This window comes from Thermococcus sp. GR6 (assembly GCF_012027415.1).
Lineage (GTDB): Archaea > Methanobacteriota_B > Thermococci > Thermococcales > Thermococcaceae > Thermococcus > Thermococcus onnurineus.
The window spans coordinates 71,453-93,966 of the sequence record NZ_SNUM01000001.1 but is presented as its reverse complement, the minus strand read 5'-3'; the positions used below and the strand labels follow the sequence as shown (position 1 = coordinate 93,966).

Here is a 22,514-nt window from a genome sequence, read left to right as displayed (position 1 = left end):
TTGTTCCGATAGCCTTAAAGCTTTTCCCACCATAGTTCCTACGGACGGTGATGGGGATGCACTTAATGCAGCTGCCGCGGGAAGTGTTGCTGGGCGAGAACCTCAAGGGAGAAGTCGTTAACGTTGCAAAGAGGCTGAGCCTTGGCAAGAGGGCTCTCATACTCTACGGCCCGAAGACTAAGGAAATCGCCGGGAAGGACGTCGAGAAAAACCTAAAAGAGGCCTTCGAGGTTAGTTCGCTCATCGTAAGAGAGGCCACAATGGGCGAGGTTGAGAGAACGCTGGATAAAATAAGGGACGAAAACGTTAACTGGCTCATAGCCGTTGGCGGCGGGAGTATAATAGACATCGCCAAGCTAGCATCCTTCAAGGCGGGTATCCCGTTCATCAGCTTTCCAACCACAGCTTCCCACGATGGAATAGCAAGCGCTAACGCCTCGATAAAGGATTTGGGAGCGAAGACCTCTATCAAAGCTATTCCCCCGATAGCAGTCATAGCCGACGTTGAGGTTATCAAAACCGCCCCGTACCGCTATTTAGCGGCCGGTGTCGGAGACATAATCTCGAACTTCACCGCTGTAAAGGACTGGCAACTGGCTCACAGAATAAGGGGCGAGTACTACAGCGAGTACGCTGCCTCCTTAAGTCTGATGAGCGCCAAAATGGTGATAAGGAATGCTGATATCATACGGCTCGGCAACGAGGATAGCGTGAGAAAGGTCATAAAGGGTTTAATCTCGAGCGGCGTTGCTATGAGCATAGCCGGTTCCTCACGGCCGGCAAGCGGCGCTGAGCACCTATTCAGCCACGCGCTCGACATGATAGCGCCGAAACCGGCTCTGCATGGCGAACAGTGCGGAGTAGGGACCATAATAGTGGCCTACCTTCATGGCCTTAGATGGGAGAAAATTAGGGAAACCTTAAAGAAGGTGGGAGCACCAACTAACGCATATGAGTTGGGAATTGACCCCGAGTATATCATCGAGGCGCTCACGATTGCTCACACGATAAGGCCAGAGCGCTATACAATCTTCGGAAAGGATGGCCTGACGAGGGAGGCAGCCGAAAAGGCCGCTAAAATCACAGGAGTCATCTAAGGATCATCATTCATGGAGGTGTTTGGAATGGCAATAATCACGTTAGTCGGGGAAAAACTGGCAAGGCCTGGGGTTGAATTCATATATTACGGCCCAGCAGAACCGTGCAGGACCTGTAAGCTCGCAGGGGTCTGCGTTGGAAACCTTGAACCAGGAAGGCGCTACAAGATTCTGCGCGTAAGGAGCATGCCCTCGCACTCCTGCCCTCTCCACGAGGGCAAGGTCAGGGTCGTCGAGGTTGTGGAGCCTTCCATCGAGATAGCCATCGAACCAAGGCTGGCCATAGCGGGTTCTGTGATAAAGCTGAGCTTCGTGGACTGCAGTGACCCGGAGAAACGTGACCTGTTCCGTCCGGAGGGGCTCTTCGAGGGCGACAGCGTCAAAATCATAGAAATCCTCGGCGATGTGGAGTGCAACGGAAGAACCTACAAGCTCGTCAAAGTAATGAGGAAAAAGGAGTGACGCCCTCTTCTATTCTTTTTCTACTTCTGCAAACGCTATCAACTCTTCTCCTCCTGTTTTGATCCTGTACGCCCTGAGCTCTCCATTAAGAAAGGCTTTTATCACTGTCATCATCTTCTCGCGCCTCCTTAAAAGTTCATGTGCTTCTTCGACACTCACCGCTTTGAACCTCAGCCTCTCACCCGGTCTGCTCTGAGCTACCAGCGGAACCTCAACCCGAGCAACTACCCCTATCTTCGCGTAGCCGCCAGTGGTTTGGGCATCAGCCATCATGATTATCGGCTTCCCGTTTGCCGGAACCTGAATTGAGCCGATTGGAACGGCGTCCGTTACGATGTCGGCTCCTTTCTCCGAGTGCTCTATCACCGGTCCGTCGAGGCGGTAGCCCATCCTGTCGGATTCGGGGGTTACCGTGTAGGTCTCGCTCAGAAAGGTTTCTATTCCGTGTTCGGTAAAGTGGTCAAGGTTCGGCCCGAGGATTACGCGGATAACTTTCTCCTTTGCCAAATAATCGGGCCTCAGCTCCCGGGGGAGGTACCTGCCCTCCTTTCCGGTCAGAATCGCGTATCCAAGGCTTAGCCTATCGCCAGCCTTTAGGGGTCCTCCGAGGTGAGCTTTTGCATAGGTCGAACAGCTTCCCAAGAGTTTTTCACACCTTATTCCACCGGCGAAGGCAATGTAGCCATAGAGGCCACTCTTCAGCGTTCCGACCTCAAGAACATCGCCCCTCTTTGCCCAGTGGCTCGCCCACGGCTCAATCGGAACCCCGTTGAGTCTGGCCTCAACGTCTCCAGCTACCGCGAAAACTGCCGAAGCGTTGAAGCGGATGGTTGGGCCCGCAAGGGGGAACTCAAGAACCGGGGCGTTGTCCGGATTACCAACTATGTAGTTGGCTAGTCTCGCGCTCACTTCGTCCATGACGCCGCTCACTGGGACGCCAAGCTTTCTGTAGCCGGTTCTGCCAAGATCCTGGACGGTTAGGAGTGAGGGGACTTGGAGAAGCTCAATCATTGCCCTGACCCCCTCTGTAAAGCTCCCGGAACTCCTCCTCACTTATCGGCACAAACTTCACGTAGTCGCCAGGCTGGAGGAGCGTCGGTGGGTCTTTCCTTGGATCAAAAAGCTTCAGAGGAGTTCTGCCGATGAGCCGCCAGCCACCGGGACTTTCGAGGGGATATATGCCCGTCTGCTTTCCAGCTATGCCCACGCTTCCGGCGGGAACTTTCAGCCTCGGTTTTTCCAAGCGGGGGGTGGCTATCTTCTCGTCCATTCCACCCAGATAGGCAAAGCCTGGGGTGAAGCCTAGCATGTAGACCCTGTACAGAGGCTTCGAGTGGATCTCGATGACGTCATCCACGCTGAGGCCATTGTATTGAGCGACGAACTCGATGTCGGGCCCGAATTCACCGCCGTAAACCGTTGGAATCTCGACTATTCTCGACTTCTCCTCATCAGGCTCAGCGGAGAGGAAAGGTTTCACTGCCTCGGCGACCTTGGTATAGCTCACCATGAGCGGGTCGTAGTAGACGTAAACGGTTGAGTAGGTTGGGACAACCTCGATGAGCCACTCTGGATTAGCCCTCTCGATGGCTTTCGCCACAGCGTGGACTTTTCTGTTTACATTCTCATCTATTACCTCGCCGAAGGAGATAACAAGCGCTAAATCGCCAGCTGGTTTGAACTTGACCATGCTCTCACCTTATGAACTCACCCATAGGCACTACATTGATGCCCTCATCTTCGAGGACGCGCCTGATATAAGCTGCTATCTCCACTGCCTTCGGGTTGTCTCCATGGACACAGATTGTGTCGGCTCTAAGCTCGATCCACTCCCCGTTGATGGCTTTAACGCCGCCGTCCTTCACCATAGAGACAACGCGCTCGGCTATGAGCTCTTTGTCGTGTATTACCGCCCCGAGCTTCCCCCTTGGAACAAGCGTACCATCCGGGTTATAGGCCCTGTCGGCGAAGACCTCATGGGCAACCTTTAGTCCCATCTCCTCGGCAATCTCTGCCGGTCTTGAGCCGGAGAGCATCACGAAGATAATCCTTCTGTCGAAGTCGGTGATTCCCTCAATCACGGCCCTTGCGAGCTCTTCATCCTTCACGAGGGCATTGTAAAGGGCACCGTGGGGCTTGACGTGCTGGAGTTCCATCCCCTCAGCCTTTGTGAAGGCATGAAGCGCACCTATCTGGTAGAGAATGTAGTTCCTCGCCTCTTCAGGAGTCAGCTTCATGTATCTCCTCCCGAAGCCAAGCAAATCTGGATAACCCGGATGCGCTCCAACGGCAACACCTTTCTCCTTCGCAAGTCTGACAGTCTTCCTCATGACGAGCGGGTCTCCCGCATGCCAGCCGGTGGCAACGTTAGCGCTGGTAATGTATTTCATGACTTCCTCATCGAGACCAAGTTTATAGCGGCCGAAGCTCTCACCCAGGTCCGAGTTCAGGTCAACCTTCACCTTCACCACCGGGGTTCATTTCGACCCAAATCTAAAAAAGGGTTTCCACGAGTTAAGAACATGCTCGCGATAGATGCCGCTATATTCATCCAGGGGGTTGACGTCGAAGGCGTAACTACCCCCAAGGTGGTAGAAGAGGTTAAAGACCCCGAGTCGAGGCTCTTTTTGGAAGGCCTGATTAACGCGGGGAAGGTTAGAGTGCTGACGCCTTCACGCGAGAGCATTGAGGCCGTTAAGGAAGCGGCCAAAAGAACCGGCGAGCTCGGGGAACTGAGCGAAGCAGATATAGAAATCCTCGCCTTGGCTTACGAGCTTAAGGGAACGCTCTTCACTGACGACTATAACCTCCAGAACATCGCAAGGGTTCTTGGGATAGAGTTCAAGACCCTTAAGCGCGGAATAAAGAAGGTCATCCGCTGGAACTACGTCTGCATCGGCTGCGGGAGGAAGTTCACGAGCGAACCTCCTGACGGAATCTGTCCAGATTGTGGGAGCCCCGTGAGGCTCATTCCAAGAAAGCGCCCGAGGAGGCGTCGGCGCTCATAGGGTATATCATCGGTTCTCCTCATCCCGTCTTGGATTCGTCACCCGCCTCCCCAGGCGGCGTCAGGGCCAGTCCTCGTCATCACGAAGCTCGGTGCAATTCGCTGTCATCATCCGCGGTCGTTCATTGGAGGTAGTAGGATATAAGCTTTCTCAGCTCGAGGTTTCTTTCAGGCTTCAGTCTCAAGAAGCGCCTGAGCTGGCTGTTCTCAGCGGTAAGGCCAGAGAGCTCAATTGCGAGGATTTTGTTGTCTTCACTTACACCGTAAGCCTTGAAGCGCAGTGGAGCGTACTCCTTCTCCAGCTCCCACACCTTCTCCTCGAGTTCTTCAACCTTCTTTTCAAGTTCCTCAAGTTCCCCCTTGGGCATCTTAAACTCTCCGAGAAGGGCGATTTCGATAACATCCTCTGGAGAAACGCCGTATTCCTCACTAAGCCTCTCTATTTTCCCCCAGAGCTCGTTGCTGAGTTCAATCTCAATTTTGCCGAACCCTTTATCGGGTTTGACTATGAGCTTCACTTTGTTCACGCCCCATAAACGAATCGTTCACGATTCATGAAGGTTCTCCAGCTCTCTCTTTTTCTCTTCCAGCTTCTTCCTCAGCTCCTCATTCTCATTCCTCAGCCTGTTGCGCTCCTTCATCATGAGCTTCTTGTCTCTCAAAGCCTTCTCGTAAAACTCTCTCAGTTCCTCGATTTCCTCCTTCATCTCGCGGAGCTTCTCCTCCAGCACTTTGACTTTCTTTCTCAAAATCTCCTCGCGTTCAGCTTTCAAAGTTTCATCAACTTTTGGAAGGCATTCCTCGATAAGAGCCTCGAAGTCCTTATCTTTCAGGGATTTGAACTTCTCACGGGGCAAGACTATCTGGAGTCCATTCATGTTTTCTTCCGCTCCATCTCAGTTTTCCTATCATAGCAGAGGACATAGAATGCCAGAAGGCTCTTCCACTTTCCGTAGGGTTCAATGAGCTCGCGGACGTCTTTCTCTTTGACTTCTTTCACGTTCTTCCCAAAAATCTTTGCTACCCCCCTTCTCAGCCCCAGGTCACCCGCAGGATAAACATTCTTCCTTAGACCGTAGAGGAGAAACAGCTCGGCGCTCCACTTCCCGATTCCGCGGAACTTTGTGAGGTATTTAATGGAGTCCTCTTCCCTCCAGTCCCATAGCTCAAGGTTCAGCTCGCCATTGAGGTAGAGCTCCGTGAGGAACTTTATGTATCCCGCGCGGTAGCCGAGCTTTGCCTTCTTAAGCTCCTCTTCACTCAGCGACGTTATTTTTTCAGCGCTCGGGAAGGCGTAAAGATCACCAATCCTTTTGCCGGCCATTTTGACGAGGTTCCTTATCGTCCTCTGGGCGAACTCAAAGTTAATCTGTTGCTGCGCTACCACCTCAACAAGGGCCTGGTACGGGCTTGGGGCGGCGGGAACTGTTAGGCCGTAGAACTCATCGATAAGAAAAGCGAATCTTGAATCGACCATTTCGTTGTAAAAGGAGTCCAGATCTGTATCGAGGCCAAGGATGAATTTCAGCTTGTTCTTTGCTTCTTTCCTTTCATGCTTACCCCATTCATCAGGGAATATGAAGTTCTCTCCGTCGAAGCCAGCCAGACCGTTCTCAAAGGCCTGCCAGAAGATTCCGTCGAACTTCCACGTGCCGTTCTTTACCATCTCGTGGGTCGTTTTCTTCAGGTCAATCCCAGCCATCGGTCAAGCTTAACAGGGTTCTCCTTTATATCCTTTAGCGTCAAGACATAAAGACGCCTACCATCTGTGGAGCGTTTGATCTCGAGTTCTCCGGATTCCTCCAGAAAGCGCATCGCCTCCTTTATATCCTCTGCGCGAACGTTAAAAGTTTCCTTCAGAAACTCCCAGTACGGTTCATAATGAGCGTATTTAGCCGCCTCACGGACAAGTTTCCAGGCTCTCCCCACCTTCTCCTTACCCCTCGAGACTCGATAAAGTTTGACGAGCGCCCTCAGGCTCATGGTCTGGAGTTGGCCTTAATCATATAAATCACTTTTGGAAAATAGGCAAAAGATTTAAACTATGTAGTAGTATTAATAATAGGCGATAGATATGAAGCTAAAGATTGTCCTGCTCGTGCTCATTTTGTTCGTCACGTTCCTTCCCAGTGCGCATGCTCAGGGCAACACAGTTTATGTTGCCAAAATAGACGGCATGATAACCGGCTACACCGTGGATCAGTTCGACAGGTACATCAGCGAGGCGGAGAAGGCCAATGCATCGGCGATCATCATCGAGCTCAACACCCCCGGAGGAAGGGCCGACGCCATGCAGGAGATAGTGATGAGGATACAGAACGCCAAGGTTCCAGTTATAATCTATGTCTATCCCTCAGGGGGAATGGCCGCTTCCGCGGGAACGTATATAGCCCTGGGCTCTCACCTGATAGCCATGGCTCCCGGAACCGTCATTGGGGCCTGCAGGCCAATACTCGGCTACGGTGCAAACGGCAGCATAATAGAGGCACCCCCCAAGATAATCAACTTCTACGTAGCGTATCTGCGCGAGCTGGCCGAGATGAGCGGAAGGAACGCCACCCTTGCAGAACAGTTCATCACTGAGGACAGAAGCGTCACCTCACAAGAGGCTCTTGAATACGGCGTTATCGAAGTTGTAGCGACCGATGTCAACGACCTCCTCCAGAAGGCCGATGGGATGGAGACCAAGATACCTGTCAAAGGAAAGGGAAGAGTCGTTCTCAACTTCAAAGATGCGCGCGTTGTTTACCTGCAGCCATCTTTCAAGGACACCGTCGTTAAGTACATAACCGACCCCACTATAGCCTATATCCTTCTCAACCTTGGCTTTATCGGAATAATCTTTGGATTCCTAACTCCCGGTTGGCACGTGCCGGAGACAGCGGGAGCCATAATGCTCGTCCTTGGATTGATAGGCCTCGGATACTTCGGCTACAGCAGTGCAGGGCTCCTTCTGATAGCCCTAGCAATGATATTCTTCATAGCTGAAGCCCTGACGCCAACCTTTGGCCTTTTCACTGTGGCGGGAACCATTACATTCATTCTCGGAGGGATAATGCTCTTCGGAAGCGGTGGAGGTGAGTACCTGGTGAGCGGAGCCATTTACGAAATGTTAAGGATAGTTATCATCGTCATGGCAATACTAATGGGGCTATTTTTCGCCTTCGGAGCAGCGGCGGCAGTGAAAGCCCACAGGAGGAAACCAGAATCAGGAAAAGAAGAGCTAGTTGGAGCCGGAGGAAAAGTCATCCAGGAGCTCAACCCCGAAGGCATGATCAGGGTTCACGGGGAGCTCTGGAAGGCCCTCAGCAAGGACGGAAGCAGGATTCCAGCAGGGGAGAAGGTCAGGATTGTTGAAATCAAGGGACTAACTCTTATAGTGGAAAAGGAGGGAGATTGAGATGGTGGCAATTAGCACAATGGTTTTGGGTATTGTTTTGTTGTTTGTTTTGATTATTTTGGCCTCCGCCATAAAGATAGTCAAGGAGTACGAAAGGGCCGTTATCTTCAGGCTTGGTAGGATAGTCGGAGCAAGAGGCCCAGGTCTGTTCTTCATCATACCAATATTCGAAAAAGCTGTTATAGTGGACCTCAGAACGCGCGTCCTCGACGTTCCGGTTCAGGAGACCATAACCAAGGACAACGTCCCGGTCAGGGTCAACGCGGTCGTCTACTTCCGCGTCATTGATCCGATCAAAACCGTCACCCAAGTCCGCAACTACATAATGGCCACCAGCCAAATTGCACAGACAACGCTAAGGAGCGTTATCGGCCAGGCCCACCTCGACGAGCTCCTCAGTGAGAGGGAGAAGCTCAACACTCAGCTCCAAAAGATCATTGACGAGGCAACTGATCCGTGGGGAATAAAGGTCAGCACCGTCGAGATCAAGGATGTCGAACTGCCGAGTGGAATGCAGAGGGCCATGGCAAGGCAGGCAGAAGCCGAGAGGGAGAGGAGAGCAAGAATCCTTCTGGCAGATGCCGAGAGACAGGCCGCCGAGAAGCTTCGTGAGGCTGCCGAGATAATCTCTGAGCACCCGATGGCACTCCAGCTTAGGACTCTCCAGACGATAAGTGACGTCGCCGGAGACAGGAGCAACGTAATAGTACTGCCGCTACCAATGGAGATGCTCAAGCTCTTCAGGAGTCTAGCTGACACCGCAGATGTTGCTAGAGCAAAACTCGAAAAAGAAGCTGGGAAAGAGTAAGTAGTGAATAGCTTTTCTTCTATCTTTTCTTTTCCCGGATTGGACGAACCGCAAAAAATAAAAGTATTGCCAGCATACTTCATACACGCAAAACAGTGGCCCGTATAAAATCGAAACCCAGAAACGCTTTATAGGAAAGGGCGGTTACCGCTCATACTGGGGGTGTCAACTTTGGAAGGCCGTTCAATTGTTTTTGCATCTGGAAAAGGTGGAACAGGTAAAACAACGACGGTTGCCAACCTGGGTGTCGCACTGGCCCAGTTTGGAAAGGAAGTTATTCTGCTGGACGCTGACATCACAATGGCCAACCTAAGCCTCGTCCTTGGCATGGAAGACATTCCAATAACACTCCACGATGTCCTCGCAGGAGAGGCAGATCTCAAGGATGCAATCTACGAGGGTCCCGCCGGCGTCAAGGTCATCCCGGGTGGTCTCAGTCTTGAGAAAATAAAAAAGGCCAAGCCTGAGAGACTCAGGCAGCTAATCAGAGAAATCGGCCAGATGGCAGATTTCGTTCTCATCGATGCTCCTGCTGGTCTCGAGATGACATCAGTTACTGCCCTTCTCATAGGTAAGGAGCTTATAATCGTTACCAACCCAGAGATTTCAGCCATTACTGACTCTCTCAAGACCAAACTCATCGCAGAGAAGCTAGGAACTCTCCCGCTCGGTGCCATCCTCAACAGAGTCACCAACGAGAAGACCGAGCTCACCCAGGAAGAAATCGAAGCAATTCTTGAAGTTCCGGTTCTGGCGATGATCCCTGAGGATCCTGAGGTCAAGCGCGCCAGTGCTTATGGTGTTCCACTCGTCATCAAGAACCCAACCAGCCCAGCTGCGATAGCCATCAAGCAGCTTGCGGCAAAGCTCGCAGGTATCAGGTGGCAGGCCCCCGAGCCCGAGAGCCCGATCAAGAGAGTGTTCAAAGCACTGTTCGGAGGGAAGAGATGATGACCAGTGCTCTCCTCTACGGAATAGTTATCATCCTCATAGTGCTTAACATCGTGCTGCTGATGCTCTACTATTCCGCCAAAAGCAACCCATACTATGTCGTTTACGACGAAGAAACCAAGAATGCCCTTAAGAGGCGTGTCACCAGTCTCAAGGAGGACCTCGAGAGCGAGTTGGTCGATTTTGACATCGAGGAATGGGAGAAGACCCTCGAAGAATCCATAGACGAAGAAGTCAGGAACCTCTGAGCTTTTCTAATCCTTTTGTTATTAAACATTTCTGTGGCGTTAAATTTTAAAAGCCCCTCTCTACTAATCCTAAAGTGGAGGTGGGGCGCTATGAAAGTCAGGCTCGGCTATCCAGATAGGATAGTCGAGGTCGATGATAAGGCCGTCCATGTCTTCAATGGCAAACTAGTAAGCGCCCCACTGAGTGAGGTCGTGAACTACTATCTCAAAGGAGAGGGTCTTCTGCCCCCTTCAGTTAAAGCTGTGGTGCCAGACATAATTAGGGTGCTTCTGAGCACTAGAGAGCTTCATGGAGAGTTCCAGCCCACCGTCGAATACGGTCAAGGACTCAGCGGCTGACCTTCTTTTACATTTGTCTGCCTAGCCCTATGGACGGTTGGGTGCATTTTAACAGTCTTTCAGTTGAAAACATTTAAGTACTCTTTTGCGCAATATTGGGAACTCGTGAGTGAATGGAGGGATGAAAATGAAGGCGAAGGTTAGGATACTGGACATGTACAGCGGGAGGTATTCGGTGTTTATCAATGAGAAAGAGGCGAAGAAAGCAAAGCTCCACCCGGATGACCTTGTTAAGCTTGAGGCAGGGAAGAAGACTGTATACGGCAGCGTCACCATAAGCAACCTCGTGAAAGAAGGTGAAATCGGAATCAGCAAAGATGTACTCCAACTCCACAACTTTTCCGAGGGAGAGGTCGTCACAGTGCTACCCAGCGGGGCCCCTGAGAGCGTCCGCTATATAAAGAAGAAGATGAACGGCGAAAAGCTCAGGAAGGTCGAGATTGAGACTATAGTCAAGGACATCGTTGATAGGAAGCTGCGTGACATCGAGATAAGCTCCTTCGTCACTGCCCTTGAGATAAATGGCCTCGACATGGACGAGATAGCAGCCCTGACCATAGCCATGGCAGAGACCGGCGACATGCTCGACATAGACAGAAAGCCCATCATGGACGTCCACAGCATTGGCGGTGTCCCAGGAAACAAGACCAACATCCTAGTTGTCCCGATAGTTGCGGCGGCAGGCCTTACCATACCAAAGACATCTTCGAGGGCCATCACCAGCGCCGCAGGAACGGCCGATGTTGTCGAGGTCTTTGCAGAGGTCAGCTTCAGTCTAGACGAGATAAAGAGAATAGTCGAAAAGATAGGTGCTTGTATGGTCTGGGGAGGCGCGCTCAACCTCGCTCCGGCAGATGATATTACCATTAAAGCCGAGCGCGCGCTGAGCATCGATCCGGTCGGCCTCATGCTGGCGAGCATAATGTCAAAGAAATACGCTATGGGTAGCCAGTACGTCCTTATAGACATCCCGACCGGAAAGGGTGTCAAGGTAGAGACCGTTGACGAAGCCCGTGCACTGGCAAGAGACTTCATAGAGCTCGGAAAGAGGCTCGGCCAGTACGTTGAGGTCGCGATAACCTACGGTGGCCAGCCGATAGGCCACACCGTTGGCCCCGCCCTCGAGGCCAGAGAGGCGCTTCAAGCACTGATGAGCGGAACCGGCCCGGGAAGCCTCATAGAGAAGGCGACAGGCCTGGCTGGAATCCTCCTCGAGATGGGCGGTGTTGCTCCATCAGGAATGGGTAAGAAGATGGCGCGTGAGATACTCGAGAGCGGAAAGGCCTACCAGAAGATGCGTGAAATCATAGAGGAGCAGGGCGGAAACCCGGACATCAAGCCGGAGGAAATACCGATAGGCGACAAGACCTACACCTTCACCGCACCGACGAGCGGCTACATCACCGCAATAGACAACAAGGCGATAACCGGAATCGCAAGGGCCGCCGGAGCGCCGGAGGATAAGGGCGCCGGAATAGAGCTCTACGTCAAGGTTGGCGAGAAGGTCAAGGAAGGCGACCCACTATTCACTATATACGCCGAGAGCGAGGCCAGGCTCGACCAGGCGATAGTCTTCGCCAGAAGGGCAGAGCCGATAAGGATCGAGGGAATGGTACTCCAGCGAATCGGCAACATCTGAGGTTGAGAATTTTTGTTTCTTGTCTTATTCTTCTCATCTTGTATTTCCAAGTGTCCGGGACATCTTTTGAGAAGTTCCATCATGGAATTCAACCAATCCCTTAAAAGTTATAATAAGGCCTTGAGAGGACACAGCAGGAGCAGGAATAGGCCTTACCTCCCCCCGTGTCGCTCGTACCAACCCCACTCCTTCTTCGGACCGAATGCCCTCACGCCCTTCTGGACAAGGGTTATCCTGAGCTCCTTGGCCATCTCGTGGGTTATCTCACCGCGCTCCTCCATCCAATTGATTATTTCGAGCGCCTCGTCGTCTGTCTCACATCTCCTCAGGAAGTCTATGACAGTTGGGTTGTAGCCGGAGAAGTTCCTGAGCTCATCATCCTCGGCTATAGCCCGAGTCTCATCCGTTCTGTAAGCGTCTATCGGAACGCCCTCCCCCTCAAGCTCCCTCGCCAAAGCTGGAAAGCGTTCTTCAAACTCTCCTTTATCGTACTCCTGCCAGGCGAACTCATCTATAGGGCGCTTCTTCTTTTTCTCATCCATGCATCACACCTGAGGGAACTATGAGTCAAGGGTTTATAAACCCTGAGTGGAATCCAGGTTCATGAAGGGTTCGTATTTTCTAGTCATCAAACTCGGAGAGGATAAAAGGATAGCTACCAAAAGGCGGGAGTTCTTCCTGAAGAGAGGTTACTACGTTTACGTTGGCTCTGCCATGAACTCCCTCGAAAAGCGGGTGGAGAGACATTTCAGGAGGGAGAAGAAGTTCCACTGGCACATCGATTACCTGCTGAGAGAAGCAGAGCTTCTGAAGGCATATCTGGTACCGAGCGAGAAGAGACTTGAGGAGAAATTATCACTGGAGATTGCGAAGTACGGCGAGCCCGTTGAGGGTTTTGGCGCCGGAGATGTCAGGGTGAGCACCAACTTGTACCGCTTTGAAAAAGAACCAGACAGTGTGCTCATCGAAATCCTCGAAAGGCTCGGCCTCGAGTGGAAAAGGATTAAAAGCAGGGAAGAGATTATAGAATTCGGTGAGAGAAAATGAAGGTCAAAATTGGGAAGGTAGAGGCTTACATCCACGAAAAGCTCGAAAAAGAAAAGCTTCACTTCGTTCTTCTCGACCCAGACGATTTTGCGGACAAAGTATGGGAGGCTGGAGAGATAGCCCGGATGAGTGAAGAGGCCGGCGTTGATGCGATAATGGTTGGTGGCTCGACCGGAGCCGAAGGAGAAGTCCTTGACAACGTCGTGAAGGCGATAAAGGAGAGCTCAAACCTTCCGGTTATACTCTTTCCGGGCTCTCATGGTGGAATAAGCAAGTATGCCGATGCGATATTCTTCATGAGTCTGCTTAATTCGACCAATCCGTTCTTCATAACCGGTGCTCAGGCTTTGGGTGCGTTCCAGGTCAAGCGCTACGGAGTAGAGCCGATACCAATGGCATACCTCATAATAGAGCCCGGAGAAACCGTCGGCTGGGTCGGCGATGCAAAGCCCATTCCTCGGCACAAACCAAAGATAGCAGCAGCTTATGCCCTGGCTGGCCAGTACCTCGGAATGCGCCTCGTTTACCTTGAGGCCGGAAGCGGCGCTCCGCAGCCGGTTCCTCCCGAGATGATAGCCCTCGTGAAGAAGGTAATCGACGTTCCCCTCATCGTCGGCGGCGGCATAAGGAGCGAGAAACAAGCAAAGACCGCTGTGAAAGCCGGGGCAGATATAATTGTCACGGGAACGGCAATCGAGAAGGCGGGCTCTCTGGAAGAAGCCAAAAACAGACTGGAGAGCATAATAAGAGGAGTCAAGGGGTAAAATTAAGCTTCGGAGAGCACTTTGAAGGTTATGGTTCCCTTTTTGATTATCTTTCTGAGCTCCGCGAGAAGCCTGAGAGCGTCATCCTCGACTATCTCCATTTTAATTTCACTTATACCCTCTGCGTCAGGCGGGAAGAAGTGTATGTCGCGAATCTTGCCCCTAATCTTCTCATACAGACGACCCAGAATTTTCCCTCTGCCCTCATAGGGCAATTTTATGTCAAGTTCAACGATTTGCATACTCATCACCACTTTATTTTATGAAAAAAGACCTATATAACCTTTCTCATGAGCGTGGATTATCGAATCCCATCAGGAATATTCCCAGAGGTTATGAAAAGCCACCGGAAAACTTTTCTTTTATCGTTTCGATTTTTATTTTGGTGGTGCCCATGCGTGCTTTTATCTCCCTTGACCTCGAAGGTCTGCCTTACATAGTCAGCAGGGAGCACCTTTTCGTAAAGGGGGCTCTCTACTCTGAGGCCAGGAGAATAGCAACCGAGATAGTCAAAGTAACGGCCGAAGCACTTCACGAGAACGGTTTCGATGAAATTATTGTTGCCGATAGCCACGGACCAATGGTGAACATCCTCCCGGAGGAGATGCCCGAGTACGTTGAGCTTGTCCGCGGCTTCCCGAGACCGCTCAGCATGGTGGCCTTCGCCAAAGACAGCGACGCTGCGCTCTTCCTTGGCTATCACGCCAAGGCCGGAACGGCTTATGCAACCTTTGACCACACATACAGCGGCGCTTCAATAGACAGGCTGGAAATCAATGGCGTTGAGGTTAGCGAGTTCCTCCTGAATGCCTACCTCCTGGGAAGCTGGAATGTTCCGGCAATCCTCGTAGGTGGGGACAAAAAGCTCATAGAGGACGATGTGAGGAAGTTCACACCCTGGGTGGAGGGAGTTGTTTTCAAGGAGTCGCCCTCGCGCTACTCTGCCAAGAGCCCTAGTATGGTGAAGCTGAAGAATGAGCTCAGGGAAGGTGTTGCCAGAGCCGTTGATAGACTTAAGAATGGCGAGGCAAAGCCGCTCAAGACAGAAGAGCCAGTTCACGTTAAAGTCCGCTTCCTGAGGAGCGACATGGCAGATACCGCCGAACTTCTTCCGTTCATCAAGAGACTGGATGGAAAGACTGTCGAGTTCAAGGCAAAGACTGTTGAAGAAGCATACAGGGTGTTCGAGCTCCTTACCCTTGCCTCCGCGGGTGTAAGCGCAATAGTCACGAGGTAAAGCTTAAGTTTCCGGATGGCTAACACTATGACGCCCCCGGGAAACCGCGGGGAGGAGAGCGCCTCGGCGAGCTGTGACCTCCCTTCGCTCCCCGGGGGCACATTTAGTCAAACTTCACCTGCGCGACGTTGAAGCGAAGGTGCTCGTTAGATATACAACCCACGGGACGATAGTCCCGTTGAGTTTGATCAAGGTTTGCATGTCGATTATAGCTAATTCTTCAGTGAGTTTACTCTTTAATTGTAATTTCTCAGGGTTTCACTGCAAAGATAATGTCCTTCGGACGTTAAGAAAAGTTGAAACATCATCCCTGCTGGCTTTTTGAGTTAAACTCCGTGTTAAACTAGTCTCTACGAGGACATACAAACTACTCCCGCTTGTTTAGTAGGAAGTTTACTCTTTGATCAAACTTTGCGAGGGCAAGGCTTGTTTCACTCCTCTTCCACATAAGGTGCCGTTATCACCTTCCTTATCTCCCTCGCTTTCTTCGGGCCGATGCCTTCAACTTCCTGAAGCTCCTCCTCCGTGGCGGTGAAAACCCTCTCGACGTTGCCGAAGTGCTTGAGAAGCCTCTTCGCCAAAGTGGCTGAGACGTTAGGCAGTCCCTCGACTATCAACCGTTGCCTTTCGGCAAGAGTTAGGGCCTTCTTCTCGCTCCTCAGTCTTACCTCCTTCTTCCTCTCCTCCTGCTCGCGCTTGGCCATCAGGTAGATGAACTGGGCAGTCTCTTCCGGCCCAGAGGAGAAGAGTATCGGCACGCCCCAGTCCAAAGTGACAGCCGCTATGGCACCCCTAATCGCGTTGGGGTGAACGTTCCTTATACCGTAGAGTTGCCCCTCGATAATTATCACGGGCTTCTCGTAGGCCCTCTTCAACCTCTCCACCTGGTCGAAGAGCCTTCCATCGATTATGGACTGTATGAAGTCGTTGGCGCTCTTGCGCTCTATTCCGACCTCTTCGCTCACCACATAGTCAGCAACGTCAAGCGTCTTTACCTCAACCTCGGCGCCGAGCTCCCTGAGATGCTTTGGCACGCCGCTTCTTAGCTCCCTGCTGTCAACGTAAACGACTATGCCCTTTGGCCTTCTGACAAAGACGGGCTTTATCGGGAGCTTCTCGTAGATCTCCTCCTTCGAAGGCCCGGCCTTTTCGTATTTTTCCACTTTCCCCTCAGAGGGCTTCTCAGCCTCTTCAATTCCTTCGGCTTTTTCTTCAGCCGGCTTCTTCTTGGGCTTTAGAAAAGCATCGAGGGAAGTGATCTTACCCCTCTTCATATCCTCCCTCTCCTTCATCTCGGCCTCAAGCTCACGGGCTATCTTCCTAATCGCCTCAAACATTCCCTTTTCCTTCCGTCTGGAGCTCCAGTAGTAGGCCTCGTCGCGCGTTCCCTTCGCCATGAGGATAACGACCCTACCCGGCCTGTGCCTTCCAGTCCGTCCACGTCTCTGGATGCTTCTGATGGCGGAAGGCACGGGCTCGTAGAAGATTACCAGGTCGACTTCGGGGACATCGAGACCTTCCTCACCGACGCTTGTGGCGACCAGAACGCTGAACTCACCCTTAGAAAAGCGCTCTAACGTCTCTTTCTGCTGTTTCTGACTCATGCCCCGGTCGTTGCTCCTGCTGGCCTGACCAATGAAGCGCTCCGCGCTGACACCCATCGCTCGAAGCTCCTCGACTATCTTCTTTCCTGTGTCGCGGTAGTTAGTAAAGACGATTATCTTGGAGTTCGGCTTTTTCTCCAGCTGGGCCTTAACGAGCTCCTTGAGCTTCTCCATCTTGGGGTGGTCTATTCCAAGCTCCTTCGCCTGGACTAAGAGATATATCACTTTTCTCATACGAGGATCTTCCATCAGCTCTCTGCTTGACTTCGTCCGTTTGTCCTCGCGAAGCTTTTTGAGATAAGCACGGAGGGCGGTCAGTCCCTGCGTCTCAAGGAGCTCAATCGCGTGCTGGAGCTTGACTGCTTTAGCCTGGTACATCCTCAGCCTTCCAATCTCGTAGTTGCCCCTCGCGACCTCCTGATTGATTTTTGAGCCCGCCTGGAGAACTTCCTTCTTTGAGATGTCCGGCGAGTATGAACTCACGAGCTTAAACTGGGCGAGGGGCTTGAGGCTCTCCCTGAGCATCTCCCTCAGGAGGGAGCGGACCTCCTTGTAGATGCCTGGAAGGTCGACCTTGACCCACTCAAAGGCTATCCTCTGAACGTAGGGCTTCACATCCGGCGAGCTCTCGGTTCTTATCTCGATGCGCTCTATTCCGAGGTTATTGATTATTTCCCTTATCCTCATCTCGTCGCTTCCAGGGGAGGCCGTAAGGCCAAGAACAAGCGGATGTTTAGCAGTCTTGAGGTACTCCCTTGCTATGAAGACGTAGGAGTAGTTGCCCACCGCCCTGTGGGCCTCGTCGAAGACGAGAAGTACAACGTCCTCAAGGGAGATCCTGCCTGTTAAAATGTCATTCTCTATCGTTTGAGGCGTGGCAGTTATTATCACGCTTTTCTCCCAGATTTCCTGCCTTGTTTTAGGTGAGAGCTCCCCTGTCAGGACGTTTATGTTCTCCGGAGGAATGTCAAAGAGCTTTTTGAAGCTCTCTGCATGCTGTAAAGCCAAAGGCTTTGTAGGGGCGAGCATTAAAACTTTACCGCCGTATTTTTGAAGCCTGTAGTCGGCGATAAGCATCGCGATGAGCGTCTTTCCTAATCCGGTTGGCAGAACAACAAGGCAGTTACTCTCCTTGCACCTCGCGTAGATGACCTCCTGGTAAACGCGCGGCTGGATTAAGTCCCTGCGGAGATACATACTCCTATCTCCTCGACGAAGTTTATAAATTCTCGGACGAACTGAGGTCATGCTACTCACGAGACACGCCAAGGAGAGACTCGTCAAAAGACTCGCTAAAAGAAGAAAGCTCAAAAGGGTTTATTTGGCACTTTGGGAGTTTTTGGAACGCTCGAAAAGGATAGACGTGAACGATAAGGTCGTGATATTCACTGACGGGCGAAAGAGCCTCGTCTGTGTTAGGCTCGAGTGCGAAAGGCTCCCTCTGGAGGAAATAAGGCACCGTGTTGAAAAGATAAAACGTCCTTACGAGTGTGTCTTTCTCGATGGCAGACTCGCTAGGGAGACCGTTCCTAGGAAGTTCGTCGAGCTGATTCCAGAGGGTGAATACTGCTTCTACATCAACCGAGAGAAGAGGAGCCTTTACATAGGCAGCGAAGGGCCGCTTTTGGCAATAACCTTAAGGCCAGCGAAGAGAAAGGAGAGAGAATGCTAAGCATTTTCCCCGACGGGAACTATGTATATCTCTCCGAAGGGCTCCTCTTGAACCAGCTCGACCTTGCCCATGTTGGAGAGAAAGAGAAGGTAGAGGAAGGTTCTGGCAACTATTTTCGGAGTGGGGTCAAAGACTAGGTCCCAGAACCTTATCGGCTCCCTGGTCTCGCTGTAGAGCTTCCTGACTATCTCGTGGAGCCTGTTGACGTGCTTCTCAATGTCAACTCTGAAGTCATCGACGACGAATATCTCCTCCTCTATCTCGACCTTCTTCTTTTTCCGCGGCTTCCTCTTCTCGGCTTCCTCAAGGGCATCCATGAGGGCATCCAGCAGGTCATCAAAGGTGTAGTAGCGCTCCACCCTCCTGAGCGGAGGTGCCAGAGGCTCGACCTCGACGCGGATGTGCTCCTCGTGCTTTTCTTCCTCATCTTCCTCGTCCGCGTACAACAAAGCTTCGCTCTTCATCCTGACCAAGATTGAAGCGGCTAAGATGGCCCTCGCGGAAACGCGGAGGTCGAGCTCCTTCATCTCCCTGAGCCTTTCTATGTACTTTTCTGTAAGGTCGACTATATCGATGTTCCACGGATCCACCTTTCCCATCTGGACGAGCTGAAGGAGTATATCGACGGGAGTGATTTCCTCTTCCCTTCGGGACTCCATGGTTCTCACCCGCTTAGATGGCCGAACATCTCGGCGTGCTCGGCCTCGCTCTTCTTCCTTGCCTCCTCGAGTATCTTCATGGCCTTCTCAAGGCTGAGCGCGACGACCCTGCTGACGCCGTTCCTCATGCTCACACCTATTATCTTCTCTGCGTTGGCCATCATGACGTCTCTGAGAGTTATGACAATGAACTGGCTGTTCTCTGAGGCCTCTTTTATCAAGTCAGCAACGCGCTTAACGTTTGCATCGTCAAGGTGGGCGTCTATCTCATCGAAGAGGTAGAAGGGCGCTGGCTTGTAGCGCTGGATTGCAAAGACGAAAGCCAGAGCCGTCAAAGCCTTCTCGCCACCGCTCATGGCCTCAATCCTCTTGACGTCCTTGCCGGCTGGCTTGGCTTCTATCTCCAGTCCACCAGCGAATGGATCATCGGGATTCTCGAGGATGAGCCTCGCGCTTCCACCCGGTGAGAGCTTGGCGAAGAGCTCGGAGAAGTTCTTGGCGATCTCGTTGAGGGTCTGCATGAAGACGTTCCTCTTCTGGCCTTCTATCTCCTCGATGAACTCCTCTATGCTCTCCTTCTCGGCGACGACCTGCTCGCGCTTGCTCTTCAGCTCAAGATAACGCCTCTCGACGACCTCAAAGTCCTCGATGGCCTTCATGTTAACCGGCTCGAGGGAGCGTATTTCCTCCTCCATGCGCTCTATCTCTTCCTTCAGTGCCTCGAGCTCCAGCGGTATCTCCTTGATAGACTTGATGAGCTTGGCGTCGTGGTGCTTGAGCTCCGCCTGCTTCTCCTTGAGGGTAGCCTCGTACTGAGCGAGGCGTATCTTCAGCGTGTTGGCCTCTATCCTGAGGTTCTGGAGCTTGTTCGTGAGCTCTTCCTTCTCGGCGCGGAGCTCAACTATCTCGTTCCTGAGCGTCTCCCTTCTCTCGCGGAGCTCCTTGAGCTCGTCCTTAACGTTCTCCTCTGCTTTCTTGAGCTCCTCGAGATCCTTCTCAAACTCCTCAATGGCCTTCTCATTTTCGACTATGTTGCTCTTAAGGGCGTTTATCCTGTTGATTAAGCCCTCAATCTCCTCCTCCAGGTCAGCTTTCCTCGGGAGGAGTTCTTCGTTTATCCTTATCTCGAGGTTCTCCAGCTTGCTCTCGACCTTGCTGAGCTCTTCTCTGAGGGCGCTTATCTCGTGCTCGACCTCTCTTATCTTCTGGTTGAGCTCTCTGGCCTCCGGGTTCTCCAGGGCCTTTTTGAGCTTCTCCTTCTTCTTCTCGAGCCTCTCTATCCTTCCGCGGAGCTTTGCCATCTCACCCTTTGTATCGTGGATCTTCTTTTCGAGAGCCTTGATGAGCTTCTCGCTCTCCTCAATCTCCTCTTTCAGAGCTTTGTCCTCCGCTAAAAGCCTGTCCATCTCGCGCTGGATGACCTGAAGGTCCTTGCTCAGGTCGCTCCTCCTCATTCTCAGCTCAAAGATCTCGTTCTGGAGGCCCTTAATCTCAAGCTTGAGAGCGTTGATTGCAGACTCGAGGGCTTCCCTTTCCCTCTCGAGGGCTTCGACCTTTCTCCTGAGCTCGTCGGTGTTAATGCTCAGCTTGCCCCTCGGTCTGTAGTGACCGCCTGTAATCGCTCCGCTCCTCTCAAGGAGTTCGCCCCCGAGGGTCACCATCCTGACCTTTCCGATGCCAACTGCCCTCGCCTCGTCCATGTCGTTCACTATGAGTGTGTCCCCGAGGGCGTAGGCAACGGCGTTCTTGAAGCGCGGATCGTACTGGACGACGTCCATCGCAGGGATACCCAGCGAGGGCCTATCCTTCATGGAGCGCGGCTTTATCTTGTTGAGCGGGAGGAATGTTAATCTTCCGAGCTTTTTCTCCTTGAGAAGCTTGATCGCCTTCTCGGCAACCTTATCATCCTCAACAACAACGTTGTCGTAGTTGCCGCCGAGGGCGACCTCCACGGCCAGCGCGTAGTTTTCGTCCCTAACACTTATCAGCTCACCCAGAGACCCGTAGAGGCCGGGGATGTTCTGGGATTTCAGGAACTCTATCGCCCTGTTGCCCCTCACTTCCCTCTGGGCTTCAGCCTTTATCAGCTCCTCCCTGACCTTAACGAGTTCACTCGAAACCTTGTTCAGCTTCTTCGTCTTCTCCTCTAGTTCCTTCTCGGCTTTCCTCAGGCGAGCCTCGGCCTTTGTCATTTTACCATCTATCTCACCAAGTTCGGAGCGTTTGCTTTCCAAGGAGTTCCTCGCTTCCTCGATCTTGGATTTGAGAGCAACCCTCTTTGCATTGTCCTGGGCCATCTTGGCCTTGAGGCGCTCTATCTCCTCCTCAAACTTCCTCACGTCGCTCTCTTTCATGTAGAGTTCCTTCTTGGCCTCTTCCAGCTCGTCGACGACTCTGTCGAAGTCCTGCTTGGCTATCGCAAAGTCCCTGTCTATCTCTCCCAGCTTGATGACAAGCTCGTTCTTGACGACTTCCTTCTCCTTTATCTCAGCCTTGAGCTTCTCCCTTCTCTTGCTCCAGCGCTGGATCGCGCTTTTGTTCTTCTCTATCTCCTCTGAAACCTTCCTGAGCTCCTCCTTGGCCTTAGCAAGGCGGCGCTGGCTGTCTTCTATCTCCTTCTGAGCGAGCTCAATGTTCTTCCTGGCCATCTCTATCTTCGACTGAACCTCGCTTATCTTTCTGGTGACCTCCAGGATACCATCCTCGCTCTTCTCCTCCAGCTCCCTCTCGACAGCGTTAAGCTCCCTCTCCCTCGTTATTATCTCCTTGGCTATCTCCTTGAGGCGCTCCTCTATAACCGCTATCTCGGCCTCTATGCCTTTGTCGCGGACGGTGCTTTCTTCGATAAGATTCTCGAGCTTCCTAATTTCTCCAAGAAGGAGCGTAACCTTAGCCTTCTCAACACGTTCCTTCAGATCGAGGTACCTCAAGGCGTCGTTTCTCTCCTTTTCAAGTTTGTCGAGCTGGGCCTTTACCTCTCTTATGAGCAGGTCAACGCGCGCGAGGTTCTCCTCCGCCTGTTTAAGCTCCTTCAAAGCCTTCTCCTTCTTAGCATCGTATTCCGCTATGCCCGATATCTCGTCGATGATCATCCTTCTCTCAGTTGGGCTCATCTTGATGAACTTGGTGATGTCTCCCTGAAGGACTAAATTGTAGCCCTCCGGAGAGATCATGGCCGCACTTAGCACGTCGAGAATGTCGCTTCTGCTCGTCCTCTTGCCGTTGAGCCAGTAAGTGCTCCTACCATCGGGATAGACGCGGCGCTTGATAACGACCTCATCCTCATCTATCGGGAAGCCCCTGTCCTCGTTGTTGAAGTACATCGCAACCTCTGCGTATTTAGCGGGAGGTTCAGTCTTTGTACCAGCGAATATGAGGTCGCTTATCCTCGTTGCACGCATGGCTTTTGCGGATAGACCACCAAGAACGAAGAGAACGGCGTCACCGATGTTGCTCTTTCCAGAACCGTTGGCACCTACTATCGCTGTAAATCCCTTAGAAAGCGGAACAACGACTTTTCGATTACCGTAGGATTTGAAACCTTTCATTTCAATCTTCTCGATGTACGGCATGCCCTACA

25 protein-coding genes are annotated in these 22,514 nt (G+C 52.1%); 13 read left to right on the top strand and 12 right to left on the bottom strand.

What is annotated here, in order from left to right:
- Positions 1 to 56 precede the first annotated feature (56 nt).
- Both E3E32_RS00570 and E3E32_RS00565 read left to right on the top strand, forming a co-directional pair.
- On the top strand, positions 57 to 1,097 hold the full coding sequence (locus tag E3E32_RS00570; RefSeq protein WP_167730847.1) for an NAD(P)-dependent glycerol-1-phosphate dehydrogenase: 1,041 nt from the start codon (positions 57 to 59) through the stop codon (positions 1,095 to 1,097).
- Positions 1,098 to 1,124: 27 nt separating this feature from the next.
- The gene (locus tag E3E32_RS00565) at positions 1,125 to 1,559 is read left to right on the top strand and encodes a UPF0179 family protein (protein ID WP_167711916.1); all 435 of its coding nucleotides are present in this window, start codon (positions 1,125 to 1,127) and stop codon (positions 1,557 to 1,559) included.
- Between the two features lie 9 nt (positions 1,560 to 1,568).
- On the opposite strand, the gene E3E32_RS00560 is transcribed toward E3E32_RS00565, so the two are convergent.
- Genes E3E32_RS00560 through E3E32_RS00550 form a run of 3 tightly spaced genes read right to left on the bottom strand, consistent with a single transcriptional unit; the run spans position 1,569 to position 4,021 of the window.
- The gene (locus E3E32_RS00560) at positions 1,569 to 2,570 is read right to left on the bottom strand and encodes a biotin-dependent carboxyltransferase family protein (protein ID WP_167729749.1); all 1,002 of its coding nucleotides are present in this window, start codon (positions 2,568 to 2,570) and stop codon (positions 1,569 to 1,571) included.
- Positions 2,563 to 3,249, bottom strand: coding sequence for a 5-oxoprolinase subunit PxpB (gene pxpB, locus E3E32_RS00555; protein ID WP_167729748.1), 687 nt, complete (start codon positions 3,247 to 3,249; stop codon positions 2,563 to 2,565). Before pxpB ends, E3E32_RS00560 begins: the two co-directional genes overlap by 8 nt.
- A 4-nt stretch (positions 3,250 to 3,253) precedes the next feature.
- A complete protein-coding gene (locus tag E3E32_RS00550; RefSeq protein ID WP_167730846.1) occupies positions 3,254 to 4,021 on the bottom strand; it encodes a 5-oxoprolinase subunit PxpA in 768 nt (255 codons plus the stop codon).
- A 60-nt stretch (positions 4,022 to 4,081) separates the two neighbouring features.
- Here E3E32_RS00550 and E3E32_RS00545 point away from each other — a divergent pair, with 60 nt between their 5' ends.
- Positions 4,082 to 4,567, top strand: coding sequence for a type II toxin-antitoxin system VapC family toxin (locus tag E3E32_RS00545; RefSeq protein WP_167711913.1), 486 nt, complete (start codon positions 4,082 to 4,084; stop codon positions 4,565 to 4,567).
- Between the two features lie 121 nt (positions 4,568 to 4,688).
- Here the strand turns inward: E3E32_RS00545 and E3E32_RS00540 are convergent, their stop codons facing one another.
- From E3E32_RS00540 to E3E32_RS00525, 4 genes are read right to left on the bottom strand one after another with little or no spacing between them, the layout of a single operon-like run.
- Positions 4,689 to 5,084 carry a hypothetical protein gene (locus tag E3E32_RS00540; protein WP_167711925.1) on the bottom strand — a complete coding sequence of 132 codons (396 nt, stop codon included), beginning with the start codon at positions 5,082 to 5,084 and terminating at the stop codon, positions 4,689 to 4,691.
- Between the two features lie 27 nt (positions 5,085 to 5,111).
- Positions 5,112 to 5,444, bottom strand: a complete 333-nt coding sequence (locus E3E32_RS00535; protein WP_167729747.1) for a hypothetical protein — start codon at positions 5,442 to 5,444, stop codon at positions 5,112 to 5,114.
- On the bottom strand, positions 5,441 to 6,268 hold the full coding sequence (locus E3E32_RS00530; RefSeq protein WP_167729746.1) for a DNA-3-methyladenine glycosylase: 828 nt from the start codon (positions 6,266 to 6,268) through the stop codon (positions 5,441 to 5,443). Before E3E32_RS00530 ends, E3E32_RS00535 begins: the two co-directional genes overlap by 4 nt.
- Complete coding sequence (locus tag E3E32_RS00525) at positions 6,250 to 6,549, bottom strand: hypothetical protein (protein WP_167729745.1); 300 nt, start codon at positions 6,547 to 6,549, stop codon at positions 6,250 to 6,252. The genes E3E32_RS00530 and E3E32_RS00525 overlap by 19 nt, the downstream gene beginning before the upstream one ends.
- Before the next feature lie 91 nt (positions 6,550 to 6,640).
- On the opposite strand from E3E32_RS00525, the gene E3E32_RS00520 reads away from it, so the two are divergent.
- The 6 genes from E3E32_RS00520 to E3E32_RS00495 all read left to right on the top strand — a co-directional run bounded on the left by E3E32_RS00520 (position 6,641) and on the right by E3E32_RS00495 (position 11,951).
- On the top strand, positions 6,641 to 7,966 hold the full coding sequence (locus tag E3E32_RS00520; protein WP_167729744.1) for a nodulation protein NfeD: 1,326 nt from the start codon (positions 6,641 to 6,643) through the stop codon (positions 7,964 to 7,966).
- A gap of 1 nt (position 7,967) precedes the next feature.
- Entirely contained in the window at positions 7,968 to 8,774 is an 807-nt protein-coding gene (locus E3E32_RS00515) for a slipin family protein (RefSeq protein WP_167729743.1), read from the top strand.
- A 171-nt stretch (positions 8,775 to 8,945) separates the two neighbouring features.
- The gene (minD, locus tag E3E32_RS00510; protein WP_167729742.1) at positions 8,946 to 9,725 is read left to right on the top strand and encodes a cell division ATPase MinD; all 780 of its coding nucleotides are present in this window, start codon (positions 8,946 to 8,948) and stop codon (positions 9,723 to 9,725) included.
- Positions 9,722 to 9,973: a hypothetical protein gene (locus tag E3E32_RS00505; protein WP_167729741.1), complete on the top strand. Its 252-nt coding sequence runs from the start codon at positions 9,722 to 9,724 to the stop codon at positions 9,971 to 9,973. Before minD ends, E3E32_RS00505 begins: the two co-directional genes overlap by 4 nt.
- A gap of 90 nt (positions 9,974 to 10,063) precedes the next feature.
- Positions 10,064 to 10,312, top strand: coding sequence for a hypothetical protein (locus tag E3E32_RS00500; protein ID WP_167711909.1), 249 nt, complete (start codon positions 10,064 to 10,066; stop codon positions 10,310 to 10,312).
- A 127-nt stretch (positions 10,313 to 10,439) separates the two neighbouring features.
- The gene (locus E3E32_RS00495; protein ID WP_167711908.1) at positions 10,440 to 11,951 is read left to right on the top strand and encodes an AMP phosphorylase; all 1,512 of its coding nucleotides are present in this window, start codon (positions 10,440 to 10,442) and stop codon (positions 11,949 to 11,951) included.
- Positions 11,952 to 12,103: 152 nt separating this feature from the next.
- Here E3E32_RS00495 and E3E32_RS00490 read toward each other — a convergent pair whose 3' ends face one another.
- The gene (locus E3E32_RS00490) at positions 12,104 to 12,493 is read right to left on the bottom strand and encodes a DUF2095 family protein (protein ID WP_167729740.1); all 390 of its coding nucleotides are present in this window, start codon (positions 12,491 to 12,493) and stop codon (positions 12,104 to 12,106) included.
- Between the two features lie 61 nt (positions 12,494 to 12,554).
- Here E3E32_RS00490 and E3E32_RS00485 point away from each other — a divergent pair, with 61 nt between their 5' ends.
- Together E3E32_RS00485 and E3E32_RS00480 are read left to right on the top strand one after the other, a co-directional pair.
- Positions 12,555 to 12,998, top strand: coding sequence for a DUF123 domain-containing protein (locus E3E32_RS00485; RefSeq protein WP_167729739.1), 444 nt, complete (start codon positions 12,555 to 12,557; stop codon positions 12,996 to 12,998).
- A complete protein-coding gene (locus tag E3E32_RS00480; RefSeq protein WP_167729738.1) occupies positions 12,995 to 13,762 on the top strand; it encodes a geranylgeranylglyceryl/heptaprenylglyceryl phosphate synthase in 768 nt (255 codons plus the stop codon). Before E3E32_RS00485 ends, E3E32_RS00480 begins: the two co-directional genes overlap by 4 nt.
- Before the next feature lie 2 nt (positions 13,763 to 13,764).
- Here the strand turns inward: E3E32_RS00480 and E3E32_RS00475 are convergent, their stop codons facing one another.
- Positions 13,765 to 14,004: a hypothetical protein gene (locus tag E3E32_RS00475; protein ID WP_167730845.1), complete on the bottom strand. Its 240-nt coding sequence runs from the start codon at positions 14,002 to 14,004 to the stop codon at positions 13,765 to 13,767.
- Positions 14,005 to 14,156: 152 nt separating this feature from the next.
- Here E3E32_RS00475 and E3E32_RS00470 point away from each other — a divergent pair, with 152 nt between their 5' ends.
- Positions 14,157 to 14,999, top strand: a complete 843-nt coding sequence (locus E3E32_RS00470) for a M55 family metallopeptidase (protein WP_167730844.1) — start codon at positions 14,157 to 14,159, stop codon at positions 14,997 to 14,999.
- Positions 15,000 to 15,430: 431 nt separating this feature from the next.
- On the opposite strand, the gene E3E32_RS00465 is transcribed toward E3E32_RS00470, so the two are convergent.
- Positions 15,431 to 17,800, bottom strand: a complete 2,370-nt coding sequence (locus E3E32_RS00465; protein WP_167729737.1) for a DEAD/DEAH box helicase — start codon at positions 17,798 to 17,800, stop codon at positions 15,431 to 15,433.
- 49 nt (positions 17,801 to 17,849) lie between these two features.
- Between E3E32_RS00465 and E3E32_RS00460 the strand changes: the two genes are divergently transcribed.
- Complete coding sequence (locus E3E32_RS00460; RefSeq protein WP_167729736.1) at positions 17,850 to 18,275, top strand: hypothetical protein; 426 nt, start codon at positions 17,850 to 17,852, stop codon at positions 18,273 to 18,275.
- Here E3E32_RS00460 and E3E32_RS00455 read toward each other — a convergent pair.
- Both E3E32_RS00455 and smc read right to left on the bottom strand, forming a co-directional pair.
- A complete protein-coding gene (locus E3E32_RS00455) occupies positions 18,272 to 18,934 on the bottom strand; it encodes a ScpA family protein (RefSeq protein WP_167729735.1) in 663 nt (220 codons plus the stop codon). The two genes, E3E32_RS00460 and E3E32_RS00455, sit on opposite strands and share 4 nt — an antisense overlap.
- A gap of 5 nt (positions 18,935 to 18,939) precedes the next feature.
- The gene (gene smc / locus E3E32_RS00450; RefSeq protein WP_167729734.1) at positions 18,940 to 22,506 is read right to left on the bottom strand and encodes a chromosome segregation protein SMC; all 3,567 of its coding nucleotides are present in this window, start codon (positions 22,504 to 22,506) and stop codon (positions 18,940 to 18,942) included.
- Positions 22,507 to 22,514 lie beyond the last annotated feature (8 nt).